The sequence below is a fragment of the Streptomyces cahuitamycinicus genome, from assembly GCF_002891435.1.
In the GTDB taxonomy this organism is placed as follows: domain Bacteria; phylum Actinomycetota; class Actinomycetes; order Streptomycetales; family Streptomycetaceae; genus Streptomyces; species Streptomyces cahuitamycinicus.
The window spans coordinates 1-6,669 of the sequence record NZ_POUC01000430.1; the positions used below are offsets into that span (position 1 = coordinate 1).

The following is a 6,669-nucleotide window of genomic DNA, read 5'->3' on the forward strand; positions in this document are numbered from 1 at the left end:
GGTGAAGCCGCCGCCTCCGCCGTTGCTGCCCCCGCCGATCCATCCCTTCGGCCCGGTTCCGGCGGCGAGTTCCATGGCGCAGTCGGCGGTTTTCTGCTCCTCGTCGTCCCCGATGCCGAGCAGCTGGTTGCAGCCGCCGACGAGGAGCAGCAGCGCGAGTACGCCGCATCCGATGCCGGTCTTGTTGTTGCTGCTCTGCCTGTTGTTGCGGCTCCTCGCCATGGCGTCCCCCGGGTGCGGTAGTTGCAGGATCAGCCAGCGTGTCAGTTGTGCACTGTGAGTGTGGGGGCTGTGACGCTTCTGTGACCGGTCAGGGGAACGTGAAGGCCCCGCCGTCCACGAGGGAGACGTCGGGGCCCAGCTCAGTGTGGCAGGCGTCAGACGTGACGCAGCCGCAGTTCCTCGAACTCTCGCTTCACGTCGGCCGGCTCCATGCGGTCATGGGCGAGCTCGTAGATCAGCCCGACCGCATGCCACACGTCTCCGTCTGTCGCGTCCCGCAGGGCAGAGGCGATCGTCCCGATGAGGCTGAGGCGCTCGGCGCTCGGGTCGGCGTTGAGGGGTTCCCTGCTCATGTGGCCGTCATCCCTTCTTGGGCTTGGCGGGGGCGGCCTTCTTCGCGGGCGTGATCCAGCCACCGCGCGAGGCCTGGTAGGTCGTCTCGTGGCCCTGCAAGCGAGGGTCGTCCTTCTTGATCGGCTCGGGGAATCCGAGTGCCATGATGGCGGTCCTGTCTCTTCGTTGGGATGGGACCGGGGCGGCCGAACAACTTGGCGGAAGGACGGCCGCCCCGGGGCTTGTTGGTCAGAGGTCGGTGACGTGCTCGATCTCGGGGAAGATCGTCAACCCCTCCCCCGGGCCCTTTCGGACTTCACGCACACGGGTGGTCTCACGTGCGTAAACGTCGCCAGAGGGGGGCTCCCGCCCCTGTGGGGGAGTGGCGGACGAATCGGACACGCAGCGCCGGGCGGACCACCACACGGCCGCGACGCCGGCCACCCACACGGCGAGCACGCCAGCCACGTCCGACACGGCCCATACGGCCGCGAGGGGCAAGCCGCCGAGCACGACCAGCACACAGCCACCGGCCGCCGTACTGCGCTGCTCCGGCTCCTCGACGTCCGGCTTACGGCGGGCCATCAGACTTGCCTGTACGCGTTGTCGCCGAGCCAGTTCGCGGCCTCCGCGAGGGGGACCGCGGCGAACCCGGCCACGCCCGCGCTGGTGCCGAGGGTGATCCCGCACCAGACGCCCCGCTTCAGCTCGCCGCGCGTCTCGTCGCCCGCCTTCTTCAGGGCGGCGATGAGCACGGCGGTGAGGATCAGCACCATGCAACCTCCAGGCCCGGAGAGCGGCGTGAAGGTCTCGCGGGCGGCGAGCTGGCCGGGCTGCTCGCCGACGCCCCACAACAAGGCGGCGTCCCCGAGCCAGTTGGACAGGCCGAGGATGGAGCTGGACGCGGTGCCGATGAGTCCGGCGATGCCCAGGGTTGTGAGGCAGCCGTATGCCCACGACAGGAGGAACGGCAGGAGCCGGGCGGCGTGCCTGATGGGGTCCTTCTTCAGGCTCTTGAGGCCTGGCCACCAGAGGGTGAGTTCGTAGCCGAGGAGAATGAGTCCGACGGTGACACCGCCATACGTCACGTAGTTCATGGGGTCCTTCAGCGGAGGACGGCCACGGCGAGCGCGGCGCAGGTGAGGATGAAGGCGACGGTCCCGGAGATCTTCGGGACGTCGTGCAGCGCGAGAGCGCACAGGCCGAGGAGGCCGAGGAGGGCCGAGGCTCCGAAGAACACGGCGAGCACGGTTCAGCCCGCGCGGTGCAGCGGCGACGGCCGGGCGGGCAGCTCGGCGAGGTGCGGCTCGTGCTTCTCCACCTCGGCACGCAGGACACCACGCAGCGTCGAGGCACCGGGCGGGGTGAGTCCCTCGGCCTCCAGCGCGGCGCGCATCTCGGTCGTGGTGGGCCGGTACCCGTTGTTGTACAGGGGGCGGATGAAGGCGCATCGCAGGTCGCTGTACCGGATGACGGGTCGCTGCGGCTCAGGCTCCAGCTGTGGCTCGTGCTGCTCCTCGGCGGCTTCCAGCGCGGGCGGCTGCTCAGGCTTCGGCGGCACGGCAGGGGCAGGCTGTTCCCCGGCGACGACGCGTTCGACGACGGGTGTCGTCTCGGCGGTGTCGACGCTGATCGACGGGGCGACGACGGGCGTCGACTTGGCGTCGGGCGTGGCCGCGAGGTGCAGCAGGTGCGCGAGGACAGCCGGGGGCACCATCGACGTGACCGCGATGAGCCACGCCTGGTTGTGGTCCATGTGGCCGGTCTGAACGAGGTGCGCGACGACCTGAGCGGCGAGCGCGAGGACGATCGCGAACCCGGCTCCGATCACGGCGGAGGCCCGCCCGCGAGCGCCCTTGGGTCGGGTGGCCGCCACGACGGCGGCGATACCGGCGTAGGCCGAGAGGGAGAACGGCATGCCGTACGCCCACGGGTCGGACCAGCCGGCGAACTTGGCGACGTGGTACTCGCCGGGCATCGACATGATGAGGGTCGCGGCGAGGACGGCGGGGCGGCCGGCGCTGGTGGCGAGTCTGGCGTACCAGGGTTCTGCCGGGGGTGGGGATGTGCGAGGCTTCTTCCAGCCCATGGAGGTCACTCTCCGGTGGTCAGAGCCCCGTTCGGTGTGTCCAGCACCTGCGGGGCTCGTCTTCTGTTGTGGGGCGTCGTCGGGCGTCGTCGGCCCGTCGTGACGCGACCAAGGGGTACCCCTTGGATTCCAGAGGGTACCCCTTGGGTGAGTGTCTGTGCAGCCCTACTCTCCGGTCGGGAGGTGGCGTGGGTGGCTGGTGAGGTCGAACGGGTGCGTAAGGCGCTGCGTGCGCTGGAGGCGATCCCCGATGCGATGGACCGGGCGGCGGCCTGCGCCGAGTTGCTGCGCGAGTGGCCCGAGCTGCACCGGCTGGTGGCGGACGTGCGGCAGCAAGCGGTGCGCATGGCGAAGACTCAGGGCCACACGTACCGGGAGATCGGCGAGCGGATGAAGGTCACCGGGGAGACGGCCGGCCAGATCGCGGCGGGGAAGAACCGGGCGTCGTAGCTGCGTCGCCAGCTGCGGCATGGTGAATCTGGAAGGACCTTGGTTTCCCCCATATGGACCTGCGGGGCCGCGGGATGGCGCTTCAGCAGCAAGGGTGTTCCTGTGACAGCTGATGTGCCGGGCAAGGACGACGATCTGCCAGAGGTCTACAAGCGGCTCTTGGAAGAAGTGCGCATGTCCAGTGGCTTCCGAGTCGAGGGGGCCAAGGGGGCGGAAGCTGAACTCCGGGTGCGCTTGGCTTGGGAGCAGTTGAAGGCGGCTGAGGCGGCAAAGCAGGCGGCGGAAGCCCAGGGCCGAGCTGCGGCATCGGCGACTCAGGGCCTGCATTACGCAACATGGGTGCTGGCCATTGCCACAATCGCCCTCGTGTTCGTGACTATCTTTGCGCGGGACTGATGACGACGCCCCGTCACCGGCCGTCGTCGTGACGGAGTGACGGGGCGTCTGGCCTGCGTCGTTTAGGCGACGGCCGCGGCGTCCTGCCCGGTCCAGATGTGCCCGCACTCGGTGCAGTGGGCGACCGGTTCGGCGCCCGCCCCGCCGTACATCTCGATGCGGCCGCCACACGGGAACACCACGTTGATCATGCGCGGGCAGGGCGTGGCGAGGACAGCAGTGCGGTCGGCGATGTCGAGGGCGTTCTCCACCCGCGCGCACGCCTCCCGGGCGACGTCGGCGATCAGTTGCCCCTCACGCTCGGGGAGCGGCCGGAACGGTCCCGGGCGGCCCTGCACGCGGGCGAGGAGCCACAGCGCGGTGTGCGGGGCGGTGTGCCGGCCGCCGTACCTCCAGCGGCGCGGGTCCACGGTGTCCGCGCGGGCGAGGGCGTCTCGTCGGGCGCGGTCGGCGGCCGGCCAGCCGCGGGGCGCGAACGTCATGGGGGAGCGCTGGACGGCGGCGGCCACCTGGTCGCCGGTCTCCGTGAGCCGGGCCTCTACGGTGCGCATGGTGTCGAGGATTTCGATGCGGAGCGGTGGCCGGGTGGCGCCGACCTGTGTCGGGTCGCGGTCGAGGTACTTGCGGTTGTAGGCGGCCTGCCAGCGTGCGGCTTCGGCGAGTTCGGCGTCGGCGTCGTCGAGGTCGCGGAGGTAGTCGGACATGCGGCCGGCGGGCGGCCATGTGGCGGTGCCGGTGGTGGCGAGGGCGGTCTGTAGGTCGGTCCAGCGGAGGGCGATGGTGCGCAGGTGGGTGGCGGTGGTCATCGTGGCTCCTGTGGTGCGTGGGCGGTACGGTGATCCCGCCTGTGGGGCGTGCCGTGGAGCTGGGGAGTTCGTGGGCACGCCCCTTCGTCGTGCTCAGCGGCTGGCGATCTCGTCCATGAAGCGGGCGCGGACGAGGTTGTGGCGTGCGTCAGCGAGTGCGTTGTGCAGGCCGTCGGGCTGCTGTGGAAGGTCCATCGGGCGGAGGCCGAGACGCTTGGCCTCGGTCACCAGATCGTCGGACTGCATGGGGATCCCGCGCGGCAGGTTGATCATGGGGCCCCAGAGCTGGGCGACGGCGACGTGGTCATACGCGGCGTAGTACGCCCAGAGCTGCGGGTCGGGGGTGGTGAGGATGAAGTCTTCGACGAGGCGGGCGATCTGCGCCCGGGGCCGCACGTCGGGGTGGTCGAGGTCGAGGCGCCCGATGCCGAGCTCGCCGGGCGCTTTTTCGATCACAGGCAGGGAGGACCAGACGTTGTCCACGAGCCAGCCGTTGCGGCCGAGGGCGATCTGATCGAACTCGGCGGAGACGGCGTAGAGCTCGCGTCCGTCCTCGGCCACCATGCCGATGCTGACGAGGTCGATCGTGCGGCCGTCGTCGATGAACTCGGTGTCGTAGAAGACCCGCATGGTCACTGCTCCTTGGGCTGGCTGACGTCGTGGATGCAGATGGCGCCGCCGGGCTTGCCGCAGCATCCCTCGGCCTCCGTGGTGGGCTGCTGGCCGTGGGGCGTGGCTGCGGCGGCACGGTCTGACCACATGTGCCCCTTGCCGTTGGTGTGCCAGCCGCCGGGGCTGCGCTCGGGCCCGGTGAACACGGGCTCGTTGCTCTCGTCGTAGTGCCCGGCCGGGGCCACGCACTGGTCGGGTGTCGAGTTGATGACGGCGGGGATGGTGGCCGTGCAGGTGGTGGGCTGCTCGGTGCCGTCGAGGGCGCGGAGGGTGTCGCACGGCCAATCGGTGTCGTAGCCGAGGCGCTGCCCGTGTGCGCAGTAGACGCAGGTGGTGCCGTGGCTGGCCTTCCGGTGCAGGGCGCGCACGCGCTCGATGGCGGCCTGCGCCTGGTCCCGCTCCCGCTTCGCGTCCCGCCATTGCCGGTTGCGCAGCCGGATCTGCGCCCACAGGTTCTGGATCTGCGTGGGGTCGGCACCGTTGGCGCGGAGGCCGGCGCGGAGGACGCGGAGTTCGGTCTCGAAGATGTTGGCGCGCTGCACCGCGCTGGCGCGTTCGGCCTCGGACCGGTTGGACGTCTCGTGCGCGACGCGGAGGAGATCCTCGGCCTGCTCGGCGCGGCGCTGCCAGTCATCCCGGTCGCGTTCGATCTCCTCGCCGCGCCGCTTCATCGTGTTCCGCCCGGCCCGCCACTGGTTGCTCTCGTGGACCTCTGCTTCGACGTGGTGGCGGAGCAGCTCGGCCTCGTGTGTGGAGAGCACCCCGCGCTGCGCTCGGGAGAGGAGCACGAGGAGGGAGTCGCGGCGGGTGGTACGGAGGGCGTCCTCGTCGGCGGCCGGGGCCTGGCGCATGTCGGCGGGGTAGATCGTGCAGCCGCCGCAGTGGCCGCCGATGACGGGGGCGTGCGGGTGCTGCGCACAGGGGCCGTCGTCGGGCGTCGTCGTCGGGGCGTCGTCGCGCTCCGGGTCCGTCGTCGTGACGGCGTCGGCGATGCGTCCGACCTGCGTCGTCAGGGCGTCGAGGGCGCGGACGACGGCGCGTGCGTCGTGGCTGGTCTGGCTCACCGCTGCTCCCCGCAGACGTGGTCGTCGGGGGTGATGGGCTGACCGTCCTCGTCGTGCAGGACCAGGCCGTCGTCCTCGTCGTACCAGCCATCGCCGGTGGCGCCGCAGCTGCCGCACTCCCACCGGCCTGCCAGGCTGATTCCGGTGAAGCCTCCGCTAGTGGTCATCGGGTGGTGTCCTTCCGGGTGCAGTGGTCGGGGTCGTGCTCGGCGCCGGCGGAGGTCCACCAGCGTTCGCAGCAGGCGGCGGCGAGAGCGACGCGGACTACGCCGTCCTCCAGCGAGGTGCGCTGGCGGGGTGGTCTGGCCGCGCGCTCCAGCTGGACGTGGGCGGCGCGCAACTCGTCGCGCAGGTAGGCGTGGTGGGCTATCGCGGTGGCGAGGGCGACCGCCACACCGGAGAAGAACGCGGTGTAGGGCAGGCTGCCGTGCTCGTAGCTGATGAGGGCGCAGCGGAGCATGCACACGGTGAGCAGGGCGTACAGGCCGGCGAGGGCGTTGGTGAGTTGGCGGGTCACAGGTAGCTCCCGGTGAGGGGGATGGTGCGGATGCTGTGGCGTTGGAGGGCGGTGAGGCCCTGGCCCCACAGGTCGGCATCGCGGCGCGGGCGGGGCCGTTGGCAGCGGCAGGTGCCGGTG

14 protein-coding genes are annotated in these 6,669 nt (G+C 71.0%); 2 read left to right on the forward strand and 12 right to left on the reverse strand.

Annotated features, from left to right (window positions below; translation table 11 throughout):
* The 7 genes from C1J00_RS35660 to C1J00_RS35680 form a co-directional block, all read right to left on the reverse strand.
* Positions 1-222: hypothetical protein (locus tag C1J00_RS35660; RefSeq protein WP_146046316.1), on the reverse strand; the 222-nt coding region annotated here is incomplete at its 3' end.
* A 155-nt stretch (positions 223-377) separates the two neighbouring features.
* The gene (locus tag C1J00_RS35665; RefSeq protein ID WP_102913089.1) at positions 378-575 is read right to left on the reverse strand and encodes a hypothetical protein; all 198 of its coding nucleotides are present in this window, start codon (positions 573-575) and stop codon (positions 378-380) included.
* A gap of 7 nt (positions 576-582) precedes the next feature.
* Positions 583-720 carry a hypothetical protein gene (locus C1J00_RS45655; RefSeq protein WP_180989815.1) on the reverse strand — a complete coding sequence of 46 codons (138 nt, stop codon included), beginning with the start codon at positions 718-720 and terminating at the stop codon, positions 583-585.
* Positions 721-804: 84 nt separating this feature from the next.
* Positions 805-1,140: a hypothetical protein gene (locus C1J00_RS35670; RefSeq protein WP_102913090.1), complete on the reverse strand. Its 336-nt coding sequence runs from the start codon at positions 1,138-1,140 to the stop codon at positions 805-807.
* Positions 1,140-1,652, reverse strand: a complete 513-nt coding sequence (locus tag C1J00_RS35675) for a hypothetical protein (protein ID WP_102913091.1) — start codon at positions 1,650-1,652, stop codon at positions 1,140-1,142. The genes C1J00_RS35670 and C1J00_RS35675 overlap by 1 nt, the downstream gene beginning before the upstream one ends.
* 8 nt (positions 1,653-1,660) lie before the next feature.
* Positions 1,661-1,795 carry a hypothetical protein gene (locus C1J00_RS47740; protein WP_281262786.1) on the reverse strand — a complete coding sequence of 45 codons (135 nt, stop codon included), beginning with the start codon at positions 1,793-1,795 and terminating at the stop codon, positions 1,661-1,663.
* A 12-nt stretch (positions 1,796-1,807) separates the two neighbouring features.
* On the reverse strand, positions 1,808-2,644 hold the full coding sequence (locus C1J00_RS35680; protein ID WP_102913092.1) for a hypothetical protein: 837 nt from the start codon (positions 2,642-2,644) through the stop codon (positions 1,808-1,810).
* Positions 2,645-2,836: 192 nt separating this feature from the next.
* Here C1J00_RS35680 and C1J00_RS35685 point away from each other — a divergent pair, with 192 nt between their 5' ends.
* Both C1J00_RS35685 and C1J00_RS35690 read left to right on the forward strand, forming a co-directional pair.
* Positions 2,837-3,094, forward strand: a complete 258-nt coding sequence (locus C1J00_RS35685; protein WP_102913093.1) for a hypothetical protein — start codon at positions 2,837-2,839, stop codon at positions 3,092-3,094.
* Between the two features lie 102 nt (positions 3,095-3,196).
* Complete coding sequence (locus tag C1J00_RS35690) at positions 3,197-3,490, forward strand: hypothetical protein (protein WP_146046317.1); 294 nt, start codon at positions 3,197-3,199, stop codon at positions 3,488-3,490.
* A 62-nt stretch (positions 3,491-3,552) separates the two neighbouring features.
* Here the strand turns inward: C1J00_RS35690 and C1J00_RS35695 are convergent, their stop codons facing one another.
* The 5 genes from C1J00_RS35695 to C1J00_RS35710 all read right to left on the reverse strand — a co-directional run bounded on the left by C1J00_RS35695 (position 3,553) and on the right by C1J00_RS35710 (position 6,549).
* A complete protein-coding gene (locus C1J00_RS35695) occupies positions 3,553-4,296 on the reverse strand; it encodes a hypothetical protein (RefSeq protein WP_102913095.1) in 744 nt (247 codons plus the stop codon).
* Positions 4,297-4,389: 93 nt separating this feature from the next.
* Positions 4,390-4,926 carry a 3'-5' exoribonuclease gene (locus C1J00_RS35700; RefSeq protein ID WP_102913096.1) on the reverse strand — a complete coding sequence of 179 codons (537 nt, stop codon included), beginning with the start codon at positions 4,924-4,926 and terminating at the stop codon, positions 4,390-4,392.
* 2 nt (positions 4,927-4,928) lie between these two features.
* Positions 4,929-6,032 carry a hypothetical protein gene (locus C1J00_RS35705; RefSeq protein ID WP_102913097.1) on the reverse strand — a complete coding sequence of 368 codons (1,104 nt, stop codon included), beginning with the start codon at positions 6,030-6,032 and terminating at the stop codon, positions 4,929-4,931.
* Complete coding sequence (locus C1J00_RS45660; protein ID WP_180989816.1) at positions 6,029-6,199, reverse strand: hypothetical protein; 171 nt, start codon at positions 6,197-6,199, stop codon at positions 6,029-6,031. Before C1J00_RS45660 ends, C1J00_RS35705 begins: the two co-directional genes overlap by 4 nt.
* Positions 6,196-6,549: a hypothetical protein gene (locus tag C1J00_RS35710; RefSeq protein WP_102913098.1), complete on the reverse strand. Its 354-nt coding sequence runs from the start codon at positions 6,547-6,549 to the stop codon at positions 6,196-6,198. Before C1J00_RS35710 ends, C1J00_RS45660 begins: the two co-directional genes overlap by 4 nt.
* Positions 6,550-6,669 lie beyond the last annotated feature (120 nt).

Excerpts from the sequence above, each read along its gene's own strand:
- C1J00_RS35680 (WP_102913092.1), bottom strand. The coding sequence starts at position 2,644 with ATGGGCTGGAAGAAGCCTCGCACATCCCCACCCCCGGCAGAACCCTGG.
- C1J00_RS45655 (WP_180989815.1), bottom strand. The coding sequence starts at position 720 with ATGGCACTCGGATTCCCCGAGCCGATCAAGAAGGACGACCCTCGCTTG.
- C1J00_RS35670 (WP_102913090.1), bottom strand. The coding sequence starts at position 1,140 with ATGGCCCGCCGTAAGCCGGACGTCGAGGAGCCGGAGCAGCGCAGTACG.
- C1J00_RS35700 (WP_102913096.1), bottom strand. The coding sequence starts at position 4,926 with ATGCGGGTCTTCTACGACACCGAGTTCATCGACGACGGCCGCACGATC.
- C1J00_RS35695 (WP_102913095.1), bottom strand. The coding sequence starts at position 4,296 with ATGACCACCGCCACCCACCTGCGCACCATCGCCCTCCGCTGGACCGAC.
- C1J00_RS45660 (WP_180989816.1), bottom strand. The coding sequence starts at position 6,199 with ATGACCACTAGCGGAGGCTTCACCGGAATCAGCCTGGCAGGCCGGTGG.
- C1J00_RS35665 (WP_102913089.1), bottom strand. The coding sequence starts at position 575 with ATGAGCAGGGAACCCCTCAACGCCGACCCGAGCGCCGAGCGCCTCAGC.
- C1J00_RS35675 (WP_102913091.1), bottom strand. The coding sequence starts at position 1,652 with ATGAACTACGTGACGTATGGCGGTGTCACCGTCGGACTCATTCTCCTC.